General features: G+C 65.4%; 16 protein-coding genes. 7 read left to right on the top strand and 9 right to left on the bottom strand.

Annotated features, from left to right (window positions below; genetic code table 11):
• Positions 1-157: 157 nt before the first annotated feature.
• Positions 158-1363 carry an MFS transporter gene (locus AC1DIO_RS03760; RefSeq protein ID WP_476824863.1) on the top strand — a complete coding sequence of 402 codons (1206 nt, stop codon included), beginning with the start codon at positions 158-160 and terminating at the stop codon, positions 1361-1363.
• Here the strand turns inward: AC1DIO_RS03760 and fliI are convergent.
• Entirely contained in the window at positions 1350-2690 is a 1341-nt protein-coding gene (gene fliI / locus AC1DIO_RS03755; RefSeq protein WP_476853124.1) for a flagellar protein export ATPase FliI, read from the bottom strand. The two genes, AC1DIO_RS03760 and fliI, sit on opposite strands and share 14 nt — an antisense overlap.
• 344 nt (positions 2691-3034) lie before the next feature.
• On the opposite strand from fliI, the gene ctrA reads away from it, so the two are divergent.
• Entirely contained in the window at positions 3035-3736 is a 702-nt protein-coding gene (gene ctrA, locus AC1DIO_RS03750) for a response regulator transcription factor CtrA (RefSeq protein ID WP_069882553.1), read from the top strand.
• Positions 3737-3955: 219 nt separating this feature from the next.
• Here ctrA and AC1DIO_RS03745 read toward each other — a convergent pair whose 3' ends face one another.
• From AC1DIO_RS03745 to chpT, 6 genes are all read right to left on the bottom strand, one after another.
• Positions 3956-4846 (bottom strand): CheR family methyltransferase, encoded by an 891-nt coding sequence (locus AC1DIO_RS03745; protein ID WP_441489556.1) that lies wholly within the window; start codon positions 4844-4846, stop codon positions 3956-3958.
• Positions 4843-5961: a chemotaxis-specific protein-glutamate methyltransferase CheB gene (gene cheB, locus AC1DIO_RS03740; protein ID WP_441505144.1), complete on the bottom strand. Its 1119-nt coding sequence runs from the start codon at positions 5959-5961 to the stop codon at positions 4843-4845. Before cheB ends, AC1DIO_RS03745 begins: the two co-directional genes overlap by 4 nt.
• Positions 5962-6064: 103 nt before the next feature.
• Positions 6065-6430 carry a response regulator gene (locus AC1DIO_RS03735; RefSeq protein ID WP_043237911.1) on the bottom strand — a complete coding sequence of 122 codons (366 nt, stop codon included), beginning with the start codon at positions 6428-6430 and terminating at the stop codon, positions 6065-6067.
• 30 nt (positions 6431-6460) lie between these two features.
• Positions 6461-6955, bottom strand: coding sequence for a chemotaxis protein CheW (locus AC1DIO_RS03730; RefSeq protein WP_441505145.1), 495 nt, complete (start codon positions 6953-6955; stop codon positions 6461-6463).
• Positions 6952-9564 (bottom strand): hybrid sensor histidine kinase/response regulator, encoded by a 2613-nt coding sequence (locus tag AC1DIO_RS03725; protein ID WP_441505146.1) that lies wholly within the window; start codon positions 9562-9564, stop codon positions 6952-6954. Before AC1DIO_RS03725 ends, AC1DIO_RS03730 begins: the two co-directional genes overlap by 4 nt.
• 115 nt (positions 9565-9679) lie before the next feature.
• The gene (gene chpT, locus AC1DIO_RS03720) at positions 9680-10321 is read right to left on the bottom strand and encodes a histidine phosphotransferase ChpT (RefSeq protein ID WP_441489552.1); all 642 of its coding nucleotides are present in this window, start codon (positions 10319-10321) and stop codon (positions 9680-9682) included.
• A gap of 140 nt (positions 10322-10461) precedes the next feature.
• Here chpT and AC1DIO_RS03715 point away from each other — a divergent pair, with 140 nt between their 5' ends.
• Entirely contained in the window at positions 10462-11325 is an 864-nt protein-coding gene (locus AC1DIO_RS03715) for a 3'(2'),5'-bisphosphate nucleotidase CysQ family protein (RefSeq protein WP_441489551.1), read from the top strand.
• A 92-nt stretch (positions 11326-11417) separates the two neighbouring features.
• Here AC1DIO_RS03715 and AC1DIO_RS03710 read toward each other — a convergent pair whose 3' ends face one another.
• A complete protein-coding gene (locus AC1DIO_RS03710; RefSeq protein WP_441505148.1) occupies positions 11418-12068 on the bottom strand; it encodes a YHS domain-containing (seleno)protein in 651 nt (216 codons plus the stop codon).
• 45 nt (positions 12069-12113) lie between these two features.
• Between AC1DIO_RS03710 and AC1DIO_RS03705 the strand changes: the two genes are divergently transcribed.
• The 4 genes from AC1DIO_RS03705 (at position 12114) to AC1DIO_RS03690 (ending at position 15949) form a co-directional block, all read left to right on the top strand.
• Positions 12114-12692: a DUF1134 domain-containing protein gene (locus AC1DIO_RS03705; RefSeq protein ID WP_043237907.1), complete on the top strand. Its 579-nt coding sequence runs from the start codon at positions 12114-12116 to the stop codon at positions 12690-12692.
• 86 nt (positions 12693-12778) lie between these two features.
• A complete protein-coding gene (locus AC1DIO_RS03700) occupies positions 12779-14041 on the top strand; it encodes a coiled-coil domain-containing protein (protein ID WP_441505149.1) in 1263 nt (420 codons plus the stop codon).
• Between the two features lie 103 nt (positions 14042-14144).
• On the top strand, positions 14145-15083 hold the full coding sequence (locus AC1DIO_RS03695; RefSeq protein WP_441505150.1) for a sugar kinase: 939 nt from the start codon (positions 14145-14147) through the stop codon (positions 15081-15083).
• 5 nt (positions 15084-15088) lie between these two features.
• Complete coding sequence (locus tag AC1DIO_RS03690) at positions 15089-15949, top strand: TIGR01459 family HAD-type hydrolase (protein ID WP_441505151.1); 861 nt, start codon at positions 15089-15091, stop codon at positions 15947-15949.
• 7 nt (positions 15950-15956) lie between these two features.
• Here the strand turns inward: AC1DIO_RS03690 and AC1DIO_RS03685 are convergent, their stop codons facing one another.
• Positions 15957-18323 (bottom strand): glycosyltransferase family protein, encoded by a 2367-nt coding sequence (locus tag AC1DIO_RS03685; protein WP_476853123.1) that lies wholly within the window; start codon positions 18321-18323, stop codon positions 15957-15959.
• Positions 18324-18332 lie beyond the last annotated feature (9 nt).

Raw genomic sequence — 18332 nt, 5'->3', positions numbered from 1 at the left:
AATGGCGCAAGGAGGTTGACCGTTTCTTACCGAGGCCGCCCGCTTTCGACGCATATTGAGCCCGCGTCGCTGCTGCTGCCGTGCCCTGTGTGTCCCCTATAGAGTCTGCGCAATTACCAGGGCGCTCGCCCGTCTTTCCCTCCCGGATCGCCTTCCCTTGCTCGCCTCATCACGCCTTCCGGAGCACTGGCCGCTGCTCTGCGGCCTCGCTCTCACCCGCATTATCGGCTGGGGATCGACCTATTACGCGCCATCGGTCCTTGCCGCCTATCTCGATCGAGATCTGGGGATGAGCGGGGAGATCGTCTTCGGAGGCATCACCATCCTGCTCGTGACCGGTGCGGTGGTCGCGCCGATGGTCGGGCGACATCTCGATCGTCGCGGAACGCGGCGTGCCATGTGTGTCGGGGCCATCATCTGCGCACTGGGCTTGGCCTTGCTCGCGGCGGCACAGGGGCCGATCAGCTATCTCGCGACCTGGTTCGTCATCGGTATCGGCCACTCGTTGACGCTCGCCAATGTCGGCAATGTCACGGTCGCGCAGCTGATGGGAGAGCGAACGCGTCGCGTCATCGGCGTGATGATGCTGGTCACCGGGCTTGCCTCCAGCGTGTTCTGGCCGCTTTCGGCAGCCCTTTGCGCTGCCTATGGCTGGCGCGCGGCCCTGCTGATCTTCGCCGCGATCCAGATCGTGATCGTGCTGCCGATTCATCTTGCCATCCCGGTGACAACGCCTCACGCTCCCGCTGCCGGCCCGACAGCGGCGGCTCCGCCTGCCGATGAGGGCAGGGTGCCTGCGCACGAGCGTCGCCCGATCTTCTGGCTGCTGGCGTTCGCCTTCTCGGCAAGCGGCTTGGTCTCCTGGGGGCTGCCGCTCCACCTCATCGGCCTGCTGGAGAATTCCGGACTGACCAGCGCCACGGCGGTCACGATCGCTTCGCTAGGCGGGCTTGCAACGCTTGTGGCCCGTCTGGTCGACGTCCTGGCCGGGGAACGCTTCGCTGTCGAGCGTGTGGCCTTGGTCGGCCTCGTGCTCGGGCCGCTCTCCTGCCTCTACATGGCGCTGGCGTCAGGAGCCGCGCTTTCGGCCATCGTCTTCGTCGCTGCCTTCAACGCTGCCATGGGCGTCATTGCTGTGGCTCGCGCCACCTTGCCGCTCTCGCTGTTCGGCCGGCGCGGCTTTGCGACCATGCTCGGGCGTCTGACGGTTCCGCAGAACCTGACTTTCGCAGCCGCGCCGCTGCTCTTTGCGGTGATGATCGAGCGCTTTGGCAGCAGCGCGACGCTGATGATCTCGGCGGTGATCCAGACCGGCGCGCTGGTGGCGATGCTGATCCTCGTGCGCCGCGTCAGCTCGCCATGATGGCTGCGAGCCTGGCGTAGCCTTCCCCCAATGACGTCGCCTCGTCCTTGGCCTGTTTCAGGAAGGCTTCGAGCTGCGGGTTGAGGCGGATGGCCTCGTCGACCTCTGCCGATGCGCCCTGGCGATAGGCGCCAAGCCGGATCAGCTCCTCCATGTCGGAATAGGTCGCGAGTGTCGCGCGGGCCTTCTGGACGACGGGATAGTAGGAGGGGTCGCAGGAGCGCGGCATGGTGCGCGACACGGATTTCAGCACGTTGATTGCCGGGTAGCGCCCACGCTCGGCAATGGAGCGTTCCATGACGATATGGCCGTCGAGAATGCCGCGCACCGCGTCGGCGACAGGTTCGTCATGGTCTCCACCATCGACCAGCACGGTGAACAGACCGGTGATGGCACCTTCGCCGATGCCAGGGCCGGCGCGTTCGAGCAGGCGCGGCAACTCGGCGAAGACGGTCGGCGTATAGCCCTTGGTGGTTGGCGGCTCGCCGGCGGCAAGGCCGATCTCGCGCATCGCCATGGCAAAGCGCGTGACCGAGTCCATCAGGCACATCACCTGCGCGCCCTGGTCGCGGAAGTACTCGGCCAAGGTGAGGGTGGTGAGAGCGGCCTGCTTGCGCATCAGCGCCGGCTCGTCGGAGGTGGCGACCACGACCACGGAGCGCGCCAGGCCTTCCGGACCGAGGTCGTCCTGCAGAAACTCCTGGACCTCGCGGCCGCGCTCGCCGACGAGCCCGATGATGTTGACATCGGCGCGTGCGTAGCGGGCCAGCATGGAAAGAAGAACCGATTTGCCGACGCCCGAGCCGGCGAAGATACCCATGCGCTGGCCAAGGCAGCAGGTCAGGAAGGCGTTGAGGGCGCGGACGCCGAGATCGAGCGGGGAGCCGACGCGGCGGCGTGCATGCGCGGGGGGCGGGTCGGCGCGGAAGGCGCAAAGATGTTCTCCCTGAGGCAGGGGCGGGCCGCCATCCACAGGTCTTCCGAGCGCATCGACAACCCGGCCGAGCCAGGCATTGGTCGGCCGGATGCCCGGGGCTGCCTTGTCCACATAGGCGGGGCAGCCGCGGCGGACTCCGTCGAGGCCGCCATAGGGCATCACCAGCGCCATTTCGCCGGAAAAGCCGATCACTTCGCAGGGGACACGCGTTCCCGGCGCGATCTCGATCTCGATGCGTCCGCCAAGGCTCATGGCGCCGATCGGTCCGGAGACCTCGACCATCAGGCCACGCACGCCCGTCACCCGGCCGAATGTCGTTACCGCATCGAGGTTACCGATTGTGGCGGCGAGGTCGGATAACCTGTCTATACCGTGCTTTGCGCCGCTCATTCCCCGTCCCGTCAATCTTTCATTTACCTCTGTGATTAACACTGTGCATCGAGGCTGTGTCGTGTTGCAGGGGCTTTTTGTCCCTGTTCCTCGGAACAGTCCTCCGCGAAAGGCGATTTCGCGGGCGAAGGTCTCCCGATCCGTGTCAATTTCGACTCACCTCGACAAGGATCGTTCACTTTCTCCCTGGAAGCGCTTGCGCTCGGGAATCACGGTTTGTTAACCATTTTCCCAGTAGCGTGTCGCGTGGCGTTTCATCGGGCAAGCGCCTGGTCGTCCAGAGCCATGAGGGTTCGGATGAGAATGTGGTCGAGCTTGCCTCGGGGCGAAATTGGGGACGTGACATGCGGGTTCTGCTGATCGAGGACGATAGCGCAACCGCCCAGAGCATTGAGCTGATGCTCAAATCAGAGAGCTTCAACGTCTATACGACCGATCTGGGCGAAGAGGGTGTCGATCTCGGCAAGCTCTACGATTACGACATCATCCTCCTCGACCTGAACCTGCCGGACATGTCGGGCTATGAGGTGCTGCGCTCCCTTCGCGTCGCGAAGGTGAAAACGCCGATCCTGATCCTCTCCGGTCTTGCCGGCATCGAGGACAAGGTGAAGGGCCTCGGCTTCGGCGCCGACGACTATCTCACCAAGCCCTTCCACAAGGATGAGCTTGTCGCGCGCATCCACGCCATCGTGCGCCGCTCGAAGGGCCATGCGCAGTCGGTCATCACCACCGGCGATCTCGTCGTCAATCTCGACACCAAGACCGTCGAGGTCGATGCCGCCCGCGTGCACCTGACGGGCAAGGAATACCAGATGCTGGAGCTGCTTTCGCTCCGCAAGGGCACGACGCTGACCAAGGAGATGTTCCTGAACCATCTCTATGGCGGCATGGACGAGCCGGAACTCAAGATCATCGACGTTTTCATCTGCAAGCTCCGCAAGAAGCTCGCCAATGCGTCGGACGGAAAGAACTACATCGAAACCGTTTGGGGCCGCGGCTACGTGCTGCGCGAGCCGAACGATGTCGAGGAACGCATTCCGGCATGATCGGTGTCATCCGGTCGTCACGATCGGATGCGACAAGAGATACAGCCTGATCGTCGGATGTACACGACAGGTTGACGGGACCCCGCCGAGAGGCGGGGTTTTTGTTTATGGCGGCAGCGGCCTAAAGCATCGGTCCGAAAGTCGATTGCGGTTTTCGGGCAAGCCGATGCAAACACAGAAGGTTCGATCATCGACCGGATACGGTATCCAGTCCGATGATCAGAGGCGGGAGCCGGCCGTGGGCAGCGGACGCGGCCGGTCGAAGGGGTAGCCGAGACCGAGCGACTGAGCCTTGCCGGAGCGGCCGTCGCGGTAGAGGCCGCGATGCTGCTTGTCCGGAACGATGCTGGTGGTGATCCCGATCACCGTCTCTGCGGCGCCAAGCAGGAAGGCTCCGTCCGGGGCGAGCCGCTGGGCCAGTGCGGCCATCACCCGCGCCTTGGTCGGAACGTCAAAATAGATCAGCACGTTGCGGCAGAGGATCACGTCGAAGAGGCCGAAATGACCGCTCGAATCGAGCAGGTTATGCTGCCGCAGCGCGACCATCGCGCGAATCTGCTCCGAGATGCGCCACTTGTCGCCTTCCTGCCGGAAGTGCTTCAGCAGGAGTTGGATCGGCAGGCCGCGCTGGATCTCGAACTGGGTGTAGAGCCCGCCACGGGCGCGCTCCAGGACTTCGGCGGAGATGTCGGTTCCGACGATCTCGATCCTCCAGCCCGCCAGCTGCGCCGCCATCTCATCCAGGATCATGGCAAGGGAATAGGCTTCCTGTCCGGTCGAAACTGCGGCGCACCAGATCCGCAGGGAGCGGTGGGCCGCATTCGCAGCGAGTTTCTCGGGGAGGATCACATTGCGGAACAGATCGAATGGGGTCCGGTCGCGGAAGAACAGCGTCTCGTTGGTGGTCATCGCCTCGACGACGGCATTCTCCAGGCCGCGGTCGCCTTCGAGCCTGAGGCGCTGCACAAGCGGACCGAGCCCCGCGATATTTCGCTTTCGGCAGAGGATGCCGAGCCGGCTCTCGACGAGGTAGCGCTTCTCGGTGCTGAGGGAGAGACCCGAGCGCAGGTGCAGCAGCGTGCGCAGGAAGTCGAAATCGGCCTCCGTCATGCCGAGGATCCTCCACGCACCAGCGCACGAATGGCGGGGCCGATGCCGTCGAGCGCGACAACGGTGCTGGCATGGCGAGCGCGCACGACGGAGCCTGGCATGCCCCAGATCGTGCTCGATATTTCATCCTGTGCGATTACGGCGGCGCCGGCGCGGCGCAACGCGCCCGCGCCATCCGTGCCGTCACTGCCCATCCCGGTCATCACCAGGCCGAGCGCGGCCGGACCGAGGTGATTGGCAGCTTCGCTGAAGAGCACATCGACGGCGGGTCTGCAGAAGCGTACCGGCGGCCCGTCGCCGATGCTCGCGACGATATGGCCAAGCCTGCGATCGATGCCGAGATGGCGTCCTCCCGGCGCGATATAGACCGTGCCCCTGCTCAGTCTTTCGCCATCGAAAGGCTCGCGTGCCCTGACACCGATCTGTCCGGAGAGCTGTTCCGCGAAGGACGCCGTAAAAAGCGGAGGCATATGCTGGACGACAAGCGTCGTCAGGTCCTGGAGGCCATCGCCAATATCGGTGAGGACCTTGGCCACGGCGCGGGGGCCGCCTGTCGAGGCGCCGATGACGAGGTAGCGCGGCATCATCGAGATCAGCGGCCTGAGATCCATGATGCCGCTCGGCAGACCCGGCTCAGGCGGGACTTCGCTGAAAGGCAGCAACGCCTCGTGCGAGGATTGTGCGATGCTGCTGAGCTTGAGCAGGAATTCGCTCCGGAAATCCAGCGACAGCGTCATGCCGGCGCGACTTTCGGGCTTGGGCAGCACGTCCATGGCGCCCATGGTCATGCCCTGCAGGGCGAGCCGGGCATTGCGTTCCGTCAGCGTCGTGGCCAGCAGGACGGCAGTCTTCGGGCTCTCCCTGACGATCTGGGGCAGTGCTGCAAGACCGTCGAGGCCGGGCATGTCGAGGTCGAGGACCATGATATCCGGGCGGTAGCGCGTGGCATGCTCCACGGCCATCTCACCGTCGCCTGCCACCGCGACGACGTGAAACTGGCCGCTCTCGCCGAGCCAGCGTGCGAACAGCCCGCGCACGACGACGGAGTCGTCGGCGATGACGACGGTCTTCGGACGTATGGCTGTTCTGCCATGGCTGGATGAGCGAGGGCTCATCATTCGGCACGACCCCTGTGCGTCGAGTGCAGGGCTGGCTGGGTGGGCCACCAATGACCTGCCGAGAAATAGGCCGCGACAGCACGGGCCGCGGCGCGACGTGTCACAGCAGGCCGACCTGATGGAACTTGGAGGCGACGATCTCCTTGTCGAACGGCTTCATAATGTATTCGTCGGCGCCGGCGTGCATGGCGCGCGCGATATGGGCAATGTCGTTCTCGGTCGTGCAGAAGACGACCTTGGGCCGTTTGCCGCCTGGCATCTGCCGCAGGGTGCGCAGGAAATCATAGCCGTCCATGATCGGCATGTTCCAATCCAGCAGCACAGCGTCCGGCATCTCGCCTTTGCAGGCATCGATCGCCCGGGCGCCGTCCTCGGCTTCTGCGATTCGGAACTGGAGACCCTCGAGAATGCGGCGTGCGACCTTGCGGATCACCGCTGAGTCATCGACGACGAGGCAATATTTCATGGTCATTCTCCAGAATGAGCGGGCCGCGGCTCAGGCAGCCAAAGGCAGGTCGATCTTCAGCACTGCGTCGATGTCGAGCACGACGAGAAGGCGGTCTTCGAGGCGATGAACGCCGGCTGCCAGGGAGGCCCAGGCGCGGTCGAGATGGACCGGCACGGGCTCCAGCGTGGAGTGATCGAGACGGATCACCTCGCCGACCGCGTCGACGATCAGTGCGTAGGCCTCTCCACCATGATCGATCCCCACCGCAACCAACTCCTTGGCTCCGCTCGGCAAGGGCTCCCGGCCGAGCCGCTTGCGCAGGCAGAGTGCGGTCACCACCCGCCCGCGCAGGTTGAGCAGGCCGATGATTTCGGGCGGGGCCAGCGGCACCGGCGTGATGCGGCTGGTATTGAAGACGTCCTGCACGCGGCCGATCGGCAGCCCGAGCAATTGCTCGCCAATGGTCACGGTGACGTAGTCGAGGGATTCCGTGAAGCCCGTCGCGTCAGGGGCGGGACGTGGGTTGATCTGCTGAGAGCTCATGCCGCCTGCCTCAGCCTGGAGCGGTTGTCCGCCAGCTCGGCGAGCAAGGCACGGCGATCGAATTTCGCGACGATCGCGTCCATGCGCGCCTGCGTTGCCAGCGCGTAGAGCTCCGGGGTGGCGAAGGTCGTCATGCCGAGGATCCGGAACGCATCGCCGTCTTCGCCGTCACGTAGTTCGGCCGCAAAGCCGAGCGCTGCTTCGGTGTAGCGGTCGAGGTCGATCAACACGCCGTTGAGCCCGCCGGCGGCGACATGCTGGCGGGCGCTGGCGATATCGGCGGCGAGTGTGACGCGAAGTCCTGCGGCCTTCAGGACGGGGGCCAGCATTTCGCGCAGGAATTCGGAAGGCTCGACCATCAGGACATGCGCGCTGCTGGACACGCCTTCGCGGCGGCTGGCCCGCAACCAGTTCGGATCGCCCTTGGGCAGGTAGTGCGCCAGATCGAGGATCTCGGTGGCGCGCCCCCTGATGATCGCCGACCCGACGGCGCCCTGATCGAGCATGGCCTGCAACTCGACATCGAGAACCTCGTCAACGATGTCGACGATCGCGTCGACGGCGAGGCCCATGGTCAGCTCGCCTTCCGCGATGATGACGAGTGCCTGCAGACCCTTGCTCTTCACCTGTGTCTCGCCGACGGGGATAATCGGCATCAGACGGCCGCGATAGTTCAAAAGCACGCGACCGCCGCTGATCTCGAACCGCTCTGCCTCGACCTCTTCCAGCCGTGTGACGAGCGAGAGCGGTACGGCTTTCAGGCTGTCGGCGCCGGCGCGAAACACCAGCATGGTCGTGCGCTCACCGACAGGGGAGGGGCCGCTGGCCGCGTTCTGCTCGGGGGCATCGGCAGAGGTCGTCGCTCCGACGAGGCTGGCGACGCCATTGGGGTCGACGATCAACACGACCGCGCCATCGCCTAGGATGGTGTTGCCGGAGAAGATCGGGATGTGACGCAGCTTCGTCGACATCGGTTTGACGACGATTTCCTCGGTGTGGAACACGGTGTCGACCAGAATGCCGAACTGACGTTCGCCGATCTGTGTCACCACGATGAACCCGTCTTCTGCTGCCGCGGGACCGGCGTTCAGTAATCCGGCAAGTGCGATGATCGGCAGCAATCGGCCACGCAGCCGCAGGACAGGTGTGCCGTTGATCTGCTCGACGCGGTGATCGGCCCCGGCCTTCACGCGGACGAGCTCGCGCACGACGATCTGGGGGATGGCGAAGCGCTGTTCGCCGCAGGCCACGATGAGGGCTGCGACGATAGCGAGGGTGAGCGGGATCTTGATGGTCAATGTGGTGCCGGCACCCACCGTGCTGGCGATGTCGATCAACCCACCAATGGCGTCGATATTAGACTTGACCACGTCCATGCCAACGCCGCGCCCGGAGATCGCGGTGACATTCTCCGCGGTCGAGAAACCGGGATGAAATATCAGGCGGCTGAGCTGCGCTTCGCTCATGCGCTCGATCTCGCCCTCATGGGCAAGACCTTGCTGCAGTGCCTTGCGGCGAATGCGCTCGAAGTCGAGGCCGCGCCCATCGTCCGAGATGGAGATGGTGACCGACCCGCCCTCGTGATAGGCGGCGAGGCGAATGGTGCCGTGGGCCGGTTTGCCAGCGGCGACACGGTCGGCAGGTGGCTCGATCGCGTGATCGGCGCAGTTGCGCACCATATGGATCAAGGGGTCCTTGATCAGGTCGAGGATCTGCCGGTCGAGCTCGGTATCGGCGCCTTCGGTGACGAGCTCGATGCGCTTTCCGAGCTCGCCGCTGAGGTCGCGCACGATGCGCGGCAGCTTCGACCAGGCATTGCCGATCGGCTGCATGCGGGTCTTCATCACCCCATCCTGCAGTTCGGCGGTGATCAGGGACAGACGCTGGAGCGGCGCCTTGAGCGCGGCGTCATCCTGGCGACGCGAGATTTCGAGCAACTGGTTGCGGGTCAGCACGAGCTCCGAGACCATCGTCATCAGATGCTCGATCGTGTCGACATTGACGCGAAGGCTCGCCGGACCCGCCGAGCGGCTCTCGCGGGGGGAGGCGTCTTCGGCGGCAGCATCGTGGCGGGCCGCGCTTTCGATGCGCCCGTCCGGTCCGCGCTGCGGTCCGGGTGCGCTCTGGAAGACGAGGTCGAGGCCGTCATCGGTCGCGGACAGAGCGTGCCGGGCCAGGTAGGCGGCGACCGGATCCGATAGGTTGACCGAAGGGGACTGTGCCAGCTCCTTCTTGGCCTGGTCGGCCAGCGCCTGCAATTCGCGGATCAGGACCTCGTCGCTGCCGGTTGGCTCCTGGCCCTTGTCGGCCAGCTCCGCCATGATCTCCTTGATGCGGTCGATGGTTTCCAGAATCGCGGTCACCGCGATCGCGTTCACGGTTGCGCCGTCGCGGAACTGGCCCATCACGGATTCTGCCGCATGCGTCAGGGCTTCGAGGCGCGGCAGGCCAATGAACCCGCACGTGCCCTTCACGGTATGAACCAACCGGAAGATGTTGCGCAGGATATCGCGATTATTGGGTTCCTGCTCGAAGCGCACGAGCTCCCTGTCGACGGTGTCGAGATGCTCGCCAGTCTCGCCAAGGAACTCTTGGAGCAATTCGTCCATGCCGAAGACCATTACCCACGCAACAATGCAGCGCCCATCTATGCAGCGGAAGGGTTTATGATCGGTTGAGACAGGACTGAAAGCGCGATGTTCCTGCGCTCTCGGCCGAAATGGCTCAGTCCGCCTTGTCGGCCGTGATCGTCACGGTGTCGCCGTCGATGGCGAAAGCGACCCTCATATTGGCCGCGCGGGCGACCATGCCGGCGTAAAGCGGCTGCACGGCGTGGGCGTCGATCGTGCCTGTCTCGGAGCGGCCGGCGAGCAGTTCCTCGACATGGGCCGGAATGCGGGCATGGGAACCGGTGGCGGTGATATGGAAGCTGCCCTGTTCGCCCTCCAGGGTGGTGCGGGCGACGAGGCGTCCGCCGCGCGGCACCGCCTGCGTCGCGAGGATCAGCAGGTTGAGCACGAGCTTGACCTGATTCTTCGGCAGCAACGCGCGCGGGGCCTCCCAGTCGAGCGAGAGCTTGTCATCGTTCAGGAAGCCATTCGCGACCGTGCCGGCATCGCCGAGGTCGATCATCGCGCCTGCCGATCCCGCCGCGCCGAAGGCAAGCCGGGCGAATTGCAGGCGGGCGGACGCGCTGCGCGCGCTCTTCTTGATCAGCTCGAGTGCGAAATCGCGCATCGAGGGATCGTCTTCCTCCAAAACCTCGAGCGCGTTGACGATGGCGCCGACCGGGCTGATCACGTCATGGCAGACCCGGCTGCAAAGAAGCGCAGCCAGATCGAGCGGCTCGAGCGAGATGTCGGTCATGGCAGATGTCCTGGGAACAGCGTTTCGGGGCGCGCTCATGGCAAATGAAGCGCCGATAGGATAAGGTATGAGGCGATCTTGGTTTGCATGTGGTTAACTGTGTTTTGGCCAGCAGAACAGCGAATGGGCGCCCAATCCGCATGATAGCGCCCGATGATCCGCTCCTTTCCGACCGCAATGCGCTGGCTGAGAAGCTGGCCGAGGCGGCGCGCCTCAGTGGCGCGGTGCTTTTGGCCATGCGCGCGGCAAGGGATGTGCGGAGCAAGGCGGACGGTTCGCCCGTCTGTTCCGCTGACCTCGCCGCCGATCACGCTGCGAAGGCGGCCCTCGCGCGGCTGCTGCCGGATTTCCCCGTGATCAGCGAAGAGAGTGTCGAATCCGCTCAGCCTGCCCCCGTTTTCATCCTGCTCGACCCGCTGGATGGCACGCGCGAATTCCTGGCGGCGGGTGGCAGCTACTGTGTCGCGATCGCCATCATCAGCGGCACGCGGCCGATCGCGGGGGCGATCGCCGCGCCGGAGATCGGGCGGCTCTGGTTTGCGGGGGAAGATGCTTTTGCGCAGGCCATCGCGCCGGATGGCTCAACGCTCGGTGCGGCGCAACGCATCGTCGCCCGCCCCACTCCGGCGACCGGTCCAGTCGTGCTAGTCAGCCGCTTTCACGGAGACGCGCTCAGCAGCAGCGTTCTCAGCGCGATGTGCAAGAGTGAACAGATGCCGATGTCCTCGGCGGTGAAATTCGGCCTGATCGCCAGTGGCGAGGCCGATCTTCATGTCCGCGGAGGAACAACGATGGAATGGGATATTGCCGCCGGCGACGCGATTTTGACCGCAGCTGGCGGTGTCGTCCGGCAACTCGACGGCAATGTGCTGCGCTATGGCGGCGCCGAGCGGCACTATCGCAACCCGTCCTTCGTGGCGGCCAGCAATGAGGGATTGGCCGGGCGCGCGATCGCCCTTGCGAAGGAACTGACGCCTGTCGGCCAGACGGGTACCGTAGGTTAGATCACAGGACCGGATAATCGTATCCGGTCTCCTAACCTTCCAGGGTGCATCGGCTTGTCCGAAAACCGCAATTCGTTTTTCGGGCCGACGCTTCAGCGAGCGATCTGCTGGCTGACGCGCTGCCAGTTGGATTCCGCAAGTTGGCGCAGGGAGGTTTCCTGGGTGAAGCGGCGCCTGTTCTCTTCGCTTCGAAAGAGGAAGAGCCGCGAATCAATGATCGCGAAGCGACGCGGGTCGGTCTCGACGACACGTCCATCGGCTACCGCGAGCGGGTCGAAGCCTGCAAAGGCTGGCTCGTAGACGCCGGGCGAATCACGAAAGGCTTCGCGGTTGCTGGCCGTGCTGAAGCGCCAGACTGCGCCGTCATAGATCAGCTCATAGTCCGGGCGACCGGAAACCGCGCGACCTTCTGCCTGATAGGCAACGGGGTCGTAGCCGCCCAATGCCAGCCCGGAACGGCTGTCGCGCTGCATTTCCTCGCCAATTGCAGGCAATTCCGGAAGGCCATGGGGCAGCGCCGCCGGCTGGGGCAGCACCGGCTGGACCGCGATGGCAAGGGCGAGGACGCCGACTGCGATCGAAATCCAGCGCTGCCATTTTACGGCCTTCATCACAGATTCCTTTGCTGGGTGACGACGGGGAAGCACCTCCGCGCAATCTTCACGGGTTGGATACTCTTGGGGCGTATCAAACTGGTTACTGAATTGTCGCGCATTCGCGTGATGCCGTGCCCCGCCGCGCATCCGGCCACCCGGCCGGGATGCGACGCCTAGCCCGGAGTTTCCTCAATGGATCTCACTCGCCGTTCTCTTCTGGCCGGTGCGGTTGTCTCGGCCACTCTTGGCCTGAGCAGCCTGCCGGTCCTGGCGCAGCGCCAGAATCCGCAGTCCTTTTCCCAGACCGAGCTTGTCAGCTCCGGTCATCAGTTCTTTGGCAATGTCTCGCGCGGACTTGCGCTGACGATCGAGGAGGCGGTCCGGCGCTGGGGCGAACCCAATGGCTATGTTCTCGGCCAGGAGGCGTCCGGTGCCTTCGTCGGTGGCCTCCGCTTCGGCGAGGGCACGCTGTTCACGCGTAATGCCGGCGATCGTAAAGTGTTCTGGCAGGGCCCGTCCGTCGGCTTCGACTTCGGCGGAGAAGGCGCTCGCACCATGATGCTGGTCTACAACCTGCCGGTCGTCGATGCGCTCTACCAGCGTTTCGTCGGCATTGACGGCTCGGTCTACTTTGTCGGCGGCTTCGGCTTCACTGCAATGGCAGCCGAGGGCGTGACGCTGGTGCCGATCCGGACCGGCGTCGGCTGGCGGCTCGGCGTCAATCTCGGCTATCTCAAGTTCACGCCGCAGGCGACCTGGAACCCGTTCTGACCGGGAGGGCTCGTTTTGCTGGCCATGGCGCTGTTGTCATGGCAGGGTTTCGTTCTTGGAATCGTTCCTGATCGGAGCCCGGTGAATTGATCGAAGCCGTCATGCTCGTCACGCTCGGCTTCCTGACAGCCATTCTGCTGGCGCTGGCGGCATTGCCGGCGCTTGCCCGACGGGCCGACCGCCTGGCTCGCAAGCGGGCAGAGGCGGCGTTCCCGCTCTCGCTGGCGGAGATCGCAGCCGATCGAGACCATCTGCGGGCGGAACTGGCGATGCAGGCGCGGGCTCTCGAGCAACGGGCGGAAAGCGGGTTCGCTGCAAGGGCTGGGGCGATGGAAGAGCTCGGCCGCCGCGACATGGCGATCGGGCGGCTCGAACGGGAGCTCGGTGCCCGCGAAGAACGCATCAGCGGGCTCGAGGGCGATCTGGCGGCCACGCGCACCGATCTCTCCGAAACCCGCGACGCGCTGGCCAGGGAAATCGCAGCGGCGGCGCTGGCCAGTGGTACGATCGAACAGCGGATCCATGATCTAGGTGCATTGGAGCACAGCCTGAACGAGGCCAGGCTTGCGTTACGTGGCACTGGCTCCGATCTCGATGCACGCACCGGAGAGCTGGCAGAATTGCGCGCGACGCTCGAGCAGACCCAGGCACTGCTTGCGGAGCGTGAGGCCGAGCTCGCGCAATCCCGCCAGGAAGGCGATGCTCATCGCGTTGCGCAGGTCGAAGGCCGCACGCGCATCATGGTGATCGAGGGAGAGCGCGGCGAGCTCGCAGCCCAATTGGCGGCGAGCCGGCGCGCCGTCGATCAGGCGACGGCCGCGCTCAAGGCGATGACGACCGATCGGGATAGCGAAAGACTGCGCGCCGACGCCCTGGCCGCACGCGCGGTACAAGCAGAGGCAGGCCTTGCGGCGGCGGATTCCGGAGCAGTTGAGGTGGCTGCGGAGGCTGGTCGTCTCGCGGCGCTCGCCCGCAAGGTCGAGGAGGAGCGCGACCAGCAGGTGCGGATGAAGCAGGAACTCGAAGCGGAGTTGGCGCAGGAGAAATCCATGAACGCGTCCAGAAAACAGCGGGCCGCCGAAGAGGTCGCGCAGGCCCAGAACGAGTTGCGGGCTCGGGATGCCCGGTTTGAAACCGAGCACGCGGAAGCGCAGACCCTGCACGGGGCACTGGCTCAGGTGCGAGCCGAGCTTGCGCGCACCAAGCAGGAACTGTCCCAGTTGCGACGCGAGGCGAAGCCCGTCGATGATCCGGCTGCGCGGAGCGACAATGCCGCCCTGCGGCAGGAGATCGTGCGGATCGCCGATCAGCTCCTGGCGCCGCCGCCGAGCCGGGAAGCGGCGGAATAGCGCGCAATCCCGCGGAAAACCGTTTCCACCTTGGGCGCTTGATGCTTTAGGAAGGCGCGCAGGCTTTTCGCCGCGTCCAACAGCTCTGGCCTGAGACGGTGCCGTGACGGATAAGACACTCGATATTCTCTGCATCGGCGAGCCGCTGGGCGAGTTCAATGCGACCCGCGGCGAGGCCGGTTCGTTCCGCTTCGGACATGGCGGGGACACCTCGAATTGCGCGATCGCCGCGGCGCGGCAGGGTGCCAGCGTCGCCTATGCCGGCGCTTTGGGGGATGACAGCGCAGGCCGCTCCTTCCGTGAGCTCTGGGCCAGGGAAAACGTCGATGACAGCCATGTCACGACCCATCCGACCGCGCCGACCGGGCTCTATTTCGTCGATCACGGACCGAACGGGCACGTGTTCTCGTATCTGCGTGCGGGGTCGGCCGCGAGCCTCTGCGGACCGCGCGACCTGCCGCTCGACTTGGTTCGGTCGGCCAAGGTGGTGCAGGCATCGGGGATCAGCCAGGCGATTTCGGCAAGTGCCTGCGATGCGGTATTCGAGGCCTTTGCCGCGGCTCGTGCGAGCGGCGTCACCACGGCCTACGATACCAACCTGAGGCTGAAGCTCTGGCCGCTGACCCGGGCGCGAGCGATCATCCATGCGGCCTGCGCCATGGCCGATATCGTGCTGCCAGGCTTTGACGACGCGACCCAGTTGACCGGCCTGAGCGAGCCGGATGCGATCGCGGATTTCTATCTCGGCCTTGGCGCAAGGATTGTCGCGCTCACGCTGGGCCACGAGGGCTCGCTGGTTGCGACGCCGGAGCGGCGTCAGCGCTTCGTGCCGATCAAGGTCGACGCCATCGATGCGACCGGAGCCGGCGACTGCTATGACGGGGCCTTCCTCGCAGAATATGTGCGCACGGGCGATCCCTTTGTCGCTGCCGCCTACGCCAATGTCGCGGCGGCACTTTCCACGCTGGGTTATGGCGCAGTCGCGCCGCTGCCAAGGCGCGCCGATGTCGAGGCGCGGATGGCCGTTGAGGCAAGGGCTTGATTGAGATGAACGTTCCGATCCTGAGCCAGGCCGGCGATCTGCTCGCCGGCTATGACGTGCTCATCAGCGATGTCTGGGGCGTCGTGCATGACGGTGTCTGGGCCCTCGAACCCGCTTGCGATGCGTTGATCAAGTTCCGGCAGCGTGGCGGGGCAGTCGTGCTGCTCTCGAATGCGCCCGGTCCCTCGGAGCAGATTGCCGGCGTTCTCGACGACAAGCGCGTTCCGCGCGAGGCCTGGGATCGGCTGGTGACCTCCGGCGATGTGACCAAGGCGCTCATCGCAGCGAGCCCGACGCGGCAAATCTATCATATCGGCTGGCAGGCGGACCGGGCCGTGTTTGCGGGCCTCGATGTCAGTCTCGTCGACGAAGCGCAGGCGGAGCTCGTCGTTGCGACGGAGCTGAACGACTATCGGCGCGAGACACCAGAGGATTACCGTCCGCTGCTGACGCGCTTGGCGGCGCGCAAGCTTCCCTTCATTTGCGGCAATCCCGATCTCGTCGTGCATGTCGGCGAGGATCTGCTGCCCTGCGCCGGAGCGCTTGCGACGATTTACGAGGAACTTGGCGGTTCGGTCGCCTGGGCCGGCAAGCCGCATCGTCCGGCCTATGACCTGGCGCTTGCTGCGGCCCGGGAGGCTCGGGGCGGCCGAGCGATCGAAACCGACAAGGTTCTGGTGATCGGCGATGCGGTGCGGACCGATCTCGCTGGGGCTCGCATGATGGGCTTCGACAGCCTCTTCGTCGCCGGCGGCATCCATCGCGAAGAGACGATCCTGGATGGAGAGGTCGACCCGGCCGGTGTCACCCGCGTCCTGGCCGGGCAACCGGCCATGCCTGTCGCGGCCATGGCCGCGCTCGCCTGAGCGCGCTTCAGACCGGAGGCGCCCGCTGCGCCTTCAGCCAGGCTCCGATATCGGCGTAGAGCCCCTCGAAGGGGCGGAAGACGAAGCGGATCTTCGATCGGCCTGGCGGCACAGCGACCGCCCGGAACAGGACATTGGTGCGAAGCAACTGAGCTGGCTTGCCATCGACTTCGACCTGCCACCAGTGATGCCAGACATCATTGAGCACGACATAGCCGCCGCGCGGTGAATCCGCCTCGAGAGCGACTTCGGTGGTGCCGTAATCGACGATGCGGACCGAGCCGGGCTGAACCGGCCCGGCGGGCACGGGCGGCGGGGCCCTCTCCAGCAGGACCGTGGTTCTCGGGTCGAAACCTGCCGGCCATTGGCCGCTTGCCAGGATCGCGCTGAAATCGGCCCGCTCGGCCTTCTCGACAAGCAGCACGCGCGGCAAGGCGCGCGGGTTCTCGTAGACATAGGCATCACGCGTCCTGGCGATCTGAACGAGGTCGCCAGGCTTCAGGGTCTTGTCGATCTGTTCGACGGGGACGCCGGTCGCGATGAAACGCAGGCCGAGCATGTCGGCGAGCAGTGAGCGGTAACCCGGCATCAGCGGCGAGAACGTGCGTTGGTCCGGCAAGGCGACATGGTCGCCCGCGCCCGTGGCCTTGCTGTAGAGACCGAGCCTGAGGGGATTGTAGCCGAGCGTATTGTCGAGTTGATGGACGAGACTGGCGTTGGGCCAGTGGAAATCGATGCCCGCGAGCTCGATGCGGTCGCGGCGGTCCGGCGCGGCGGTGCGGGCCGTCTCACGCTTGAGCAGAGCAATCGTCTCGTTCGTGCTGTCGGCGCGCAGGACGTCATAATTCTGCGAGGGTAGGGCGGTGGATTCGCTCGGACCGTTGTTGACGGAGAGATCCACCGTCAGCGTCGCCGCCAGCAAGGCAGCGGCCGCCAGCGTTGCCCCTCTCAGCGCGAGCCCGCGTGCTGCAACCAACGCGCCCGTGCTCAAGAGGGCGCAGAGCAGCGCCGTGACGAGCGGGATCGTCGCGACACCGACACGTCCGACGGTCCAGGCGAGCCAGAGGGCAAGCCCAAGGGCGCCGGCCAGGAGCGCGGCCTCGACGAGCACCTGCCAGAGCCGCGTCCGTGGCGCCGTGTCGGTCATGACGAGATGGGTCAGATAGCCGCCGAGGATCGCAAGCAGCGCCCCCAGGATGAAGAGCGCGTCGGCAGGCCGCCGGTAGAAGCTCACGCCGGGCAGCGCCTCGAAGATCAGCCGGAAACCGGGTGTGTAGCGACCGAGTGCGTAGACCAGCACCAGCAGCGTTGCGATGGCGAGCGCGATGATCTCACGCCGCAGCAGCGCGCCACGCACCAGTCCGACGGTCAGGATCAGCAGCATCGGCAGGAAGCCGAGATAGAGCTCGCCCATGTTGCGGGCGAGATAGAGATCGAGCGGTCCGAACCGCTGTTCCCAGGCAGGACTCGGCGGCCCCCAGAAGTTCTCGAGCGGCCCTGCCGCGCCATAAAGATTGGCGATCAGCCCGGTGAGCAGGGATGCAGGGTGCAACGAACCCTTTCCGGCACCGATGAGATCGATGGCGGGACGGTTCGATTCCTGGGCCAGGAAGGCGGTGAGCAGGATCGGAACGGTCGCGACGAGGATGGCGCCGAGCGACCCGGCGAGGAGCGGGAGGATGCTTGCGCGCAAGGCCCGCAGCGGTCTGTCGGCCATGGCAATGGCGGCGATCACCAGCCCGGCCAGGACATAGACGCCGAGCAATGCGACCTGATCGCGGCCAAGCACCATGAAGCCGGCCACGATGCCCGCTGCCAAGCCGTAGATCAGCGAGCTGCGTTCAAGCGCACGCGACAGCAGCAATAGCGTTATGGCGAAGTAGCCGAGACTGAGCACCTGCCCGATATGTTGGATGCGCCAGGCTGCCGAGGCGCCGAAGGCGAAGGCGAGAGCTGCAACGACGGCACCGGCCGGATGCCAGTTGCGATCTCGAAACAGCAGCACAACCGCGAGGGCGCCCGCCAGCAAGGTGCCGAGCACTGCGCCGTCGCTCCAGCGAAAGCTCGGGGCCGGATTGAAGATCGCGATCAGCGCGAAGGGGGGTGAAAAGATCAGGGATTGCGGGTCGGCGACCTGCGGCGATCCGGCAAAGACATAGGGCGTCCAAAACGGAGAAAGGCCGCGGTTCAGCGCCGTCGCCAGGAATTGCAGCTGTGGGTGAAAATGCGCTTTTGCATCCCAGGGAATGGTGACGATTCCCGAAAGCCAGGGCCAGGACAGAGCCAGCCAGGCGCAGAATACGATGCAGAACACGCTGGCCAGCGGCCAGCGTGTCGAGGGAACCGGAGGGGGGGCGGTGCCGGGCTCGGACATCAGTGAGCT

Source organism: Allobosea sp. 05T439 (assembly GCF_056396005.1).
This window is presented reverse-complemented; position numbering and strand designations above follow the sequence as displayed.

What these genes read in the sequence shown, in the direction of transcription:
- AC1DIO_RS03745 (WP_441489556.1), bottom strand. Translation starts at nt 4,846, where the DNA reads ATGACGGAGGCCGATTTCGACTTCCTGCGCACGCTGCTGCACCTGCGC.
- AC1DIO_RS03710 (WP_441505148.1), bottom strand. Translation starts at nt 12,068, where the DNA reads ATGCGCGGCGGGGCACGGCATCACGCGAATGCGCGACAATTCAGTAAC.
- chpT (WP_441489552.1), bottom strand. Translation starts at nt 10,321, where the DNA reads ATGACCGACATCTCGCTCGAGCCGCTCGATCTGGCTGCGCTTCTTTGC.
- AC1DIO_RS03685 (WP_476853123.1), bottom strand. Translation starts at nt 18,323, where the DNA reads ATGTCCGAGCCCGGCACCGCCCCCCCTCCGGTTCCCTCGACACGCTGG.
- AC1DIO_RS03705 (WP_043237907.1), top strand. Translation starts at nt 12,114, where the DNA reads ATGGATCTCACTCGCCGTTCTCTTCTGGCCGGTGCGGTTGTCTCGGCC.
- cheB (WP_441505144.1), bottom strand. Translation starts at nt 5,961, where the DNA reads ATGAGCCCTCGCTCATCCAGCCATGGCAGAACAGCCATACGTCCGAAG.
- AC1DIO_RS03730 (WP_441505145.1), bottom strand. Translation starts at nt 6,955, where the DNA reads ATGAGCTCTCAGCAGATCAACCCACGTCCCGCCCCTGACGCGACGGGC.
- AC1DIO_RS03690 (WP_441505151.1), top strand. Translation starts at nt 15,089, where the DNA reads ATGAACGTTCCGATCCTGAGCCAGGCCGGCGATCTGCTCGCCGGCTAT.
- fliI (WP_476853124.1), bottom strand. Translation starts at nt 2,690, where the DNA reads ATGAGCGGCGCAAAGCACGGTATAGACAGGTTATCCGACCTCGCCGCC.
- AC1DIO_RS03725 (WP_441505146.1), bottom strand. Translation starts at nt 9,564, where the DNA reads ATGGACGAATTGCTCCAAGAGTTCCTTGGCGAGACTGGCGAGCATCTC.
- AC1DIO_RS03715 (WP_441489551.1), top strand. Translation starts at nt 10,462, where the DNA reads ATGATAGCGCCCGATGATCCGCTCCTTTCCGACCGCAATGCGCTGGCT.
- ctrA (WP_069882553.1), top strand. Translation starts at nt 3,035, where the DNA reads ATGCGGGTTCTGCTGATCGAGGACGATAGCGCAACCGCCCAGAGCATT.
- AC1DIO_RS03735 (WP_043237911.1), bottom strand. Translation starts at nt 6,430, where the DNA reads ATGAAATATTGCCTCGTCGTCGATGACTCAGCGGTGATCCGCAAGGTC.